The organism is Micromonospora sp. DT4 (assembly GCF_049841675.1).
In the GTDB taxonomy this organism is placed as follows: Bacteria; Actinomycetota; Actinomycetes; order Mycobacteriales; family Micromonosporaceae; genus Micromonospora.
The window spans coordinates 1-2,522 of record NZ_JBNCKT010000246.1 but is presented as its reverse complement, the minus strand read 5'-3'; the positions used below and the strand labels follow the sequence as shown (position 1 = coordinate 2,522).

At 67.3% G+C, this 2,522-nt stretch carries 3 protein-coding genes; 2 read left to right on the top strand and 1 reads right to left on the bottom strand.

Annotation, left to right across the window (positions count from 1 at the left end):
- Positions 1-169 precede the first annotated feature (169 nt).
- Positions 170-661, top strand: a complete 492-nt coding sequence (locus ACLQ24_RS29290; protein ID WP_425894973.1) for an NUDIX hydrolase — start codon at positions 170-172, stop codon at positions 659-661.
- A gap of 164 nt (positions 662-825) precedes the next feature.
- On the opposite strand, the gene ACLQ24_RS29285 is transcribed toward ACLQ24_RS29290, so the two are convergent.
- Entirely contained in the window at positions 826-1,626 is an 801-nt protein-coding gene (locus ACLQ24_RS29285) for a hypothetical protein (protein ID WP_425894972.1), read from the bottom strand.
- A 301-nt stretch (positions 1,627-1,927) separates the two neighbouring features.
- Here ACLQ24_RS29285 and ACLQ24_RS29280 point away from each other — a divergent pair, with 301 nt between their 5' ends.
- Positions 1,928-2,455, top strand: a complete 528-nt coding sequence (locus ACLQ24_RS29280) for a DUF6244 family protein (RefSeq protein ID WP_425894971.1) — start codon at positions 1,928-1,930, stop codon at positions 2,453-2,455.
- The last annotated feature ends 67 nt before the right edge of the window (positions 2,456-2,522 follow it).

The following is a 2,522-nucleotide window of genomic DNA, read 5'->3' as shown; positions in this document are numbered from 1 at the left end:
TCGACCCACCGTATGAGCGCATAACCACAGGTCAGACCGATTCGGCCGCCCATCTACTCACGCTGAACAGCTACCTCGTGGCCTGCGCATCTGGTGCATCTATAGGATTTCAATAGCCTGTCCTCGAGTTCCCATCCTGATACTGATTGCTGGGAGCCGCGCGGCTAGGGTGCAGGTTCCGCAGGGCTGCCATCTTGTCTTACTTGATGCCGATACGGGTGATCGCATGGTGGCGAAGGTTGTGGTAGAAAAGGTTCTCTGCTACGTGGTGCGGGAGGGGCGGTTGCTCGTCTTCCGTCACACCGACTACAGCTACGAGCAGGTGGGCATCGAGGTACCGGGCGGCACCGTTCGTGCCGGTGAGGCGCGGGAGGACGCCGCGCTGCGCGAGGCCGGAGAGGAGACCGGGCTGACGGGCTTTCGCGTTGTCCGCAAGCTGGGGGAGGTCGAGTACGACATCACACCGCTCCGGTTGGAGATCCAGTACCGTCACGTCTTTCAGTTGAAACTCGTAGGGCATGCGCCTGAGCGGTGGGCGAGCCAGGAAGACCACGACGGTATCGGGAAGCCCACCCGCTTCGAGTGCTTCTGGATACCGCTGAACGCTGCACACATCCTGCAAGCTGGCCAGGGTGCTCTCGTGGCCAAACTATATTCGTGATCGGCCGTCCGTCGCGAAGTTGGCAATGTGCGGCCATGTCCGGCCCGAAGTGCGCCAACGGCATTGCCTGCTTATCGCCTCTGCCATCACACCCAATATCCCGCCACGCGTTGTTAGATGACCGCCAGAGCCCGGGGTGCGGTCGTATGCCGGTCGGAATGTTTCTACACCCCTGAAGCAAGATGCGGCGGTGGCTCGACTGGCAACTCCGGTAGCTGGTGTTCACCTCGGAGCAGCGCCCCGAGCCGCGGGCACTGGACCAGCATCGCGCTCAGATCCCGCTCCTCTGCGACGGCCGCGATGAGGCGGAGCGCATCGGTGGCCAGACCGAGTGCGCCGAGTCCCACGACCGCGCCGGCCTCCCCTGCCAGAACCGGGTCCATCAGCGGTGTCCACTCCGGCAGCAGGACCCAGGACGCGTACAGGTGATCGTCGAGCCAGGCGACGGGCCGAGCCGCGAGGAACTCTCTCCGGTCGGTGGGAACCTCGACGAACACCGGCGTCGAGTAGACCGGATCAACCTGGGCGGCGGCCAGCAGAAGCGGGTCCTGCACCAGGGTGGCGTCCACGAGCTGCGCGAACGACGGCGTCCAAACAACCATGTGGCCATTCGTGGTGCCATCGGCATGGACGACCGGCGCTCGTTTCCACACGCCGACCTCGGACACATCGGTAAACGTGTCGGTCACCCGGTACAGCGAGGCGCACGCGGCAACCGCCTCGGCCTCGAAGCCAAGGTGCCGCAGCGCCCCACTGACCTGATGACTCGTCGGAACACAGGTACCCACCGGCATGCCGCTCTGCGCCTGGTGCAGAACGGCTAGGACCGCGAGCAGCGGCACCAGCTCCACCGGCGCGTCGACGAGCCGTCCGAACATCGGGCTGTACTCAAACAGCGGCATCAGCGCCGTCTCATCCGGGCGGTGAGGGCGCCGGCTGCCGGGCACGCGGGTGGGCGGGATCATCCGGCGGATCGGCTCCCGCCGCTGCTGACGACCACTGCGCTTGCGATTACCCACCGAGCCTCCCGAGGCGAACATCCGCACGGCCGTCCCGTCGATGCTGACATGTCGACAGCCGGACAGGACAGCGACAGACCCCACCAACGAGCTGGAATCTGGACCGAAAAGCCATTCTCGCGGCTGCTCGCATCGCGGCGGCTGTCTGCGGTGCCGACCGCCTCGCGGTGTCTGGTGGCCTCGCGAGGAGCCCGGTAGGTTCAGGTGTCGAGCACTTCCGCTTTCATCGATTGGGGATGCCGGCCACGTGTCGCAGATCGAGAAGATCACCGGTGAGCTCCGCGCGTTGATGGCCGGGGTCGAACGCGCGCAGAGGTTGGCCGCCGCCGCTGACAGTCAGGCGCAGGAGGTGGCGTTGCGGGCCGCGGGCGCGGGCTTCGTGGCCGTGGCGGCGGGTGTGGCGCGGGTGCGTAACGCGATCACGGGCATCCGGGGCGGCCTGGGAAGTCTTGCCGGTGCGATCGGTGAGGCGACGAAGGCCACCGCGGCGGTGCCGAACGAGGCCACTCCGCAGGAGACGATCGCCGGGCTGGCGCCGGTGCTGAGCGCCGTGGACGCCGCTCGTGACGCGGCGACCGGGGCCATCACCGGAGTCGGTGAGGCGCAGCAACTCGTCGCCATGGTTCTGCAGGGCGGGCAGCCCGGGCCGCTGCTGCAGGCCCTGGACGGCATCAAGCAGGTCCTGGTGCTTGTCGTTGCGCGCACCGGCGGGGCACGGCAGGCCGTCGAAGCGGCGATCGCGCAGGCCCGGCAGTTGGGGTCGTCGGTCGGGTAGCCCCGGCGCATTGCTGCGCCGGGGCCCCCTCAGAACCGTGCGTGCGACTTTCACCGCACACGGCTCA

Excerpts from the sequence above, each read along its gene's own strand:
- ACLQ24_RS29285 (WP_425894972.1), bottom strand. The coding sequence starts at position 1,626 with ATGATCCCGCCCACCCGCGTGCCCGGCAGCCGGCGCCCTCACCGCCCG.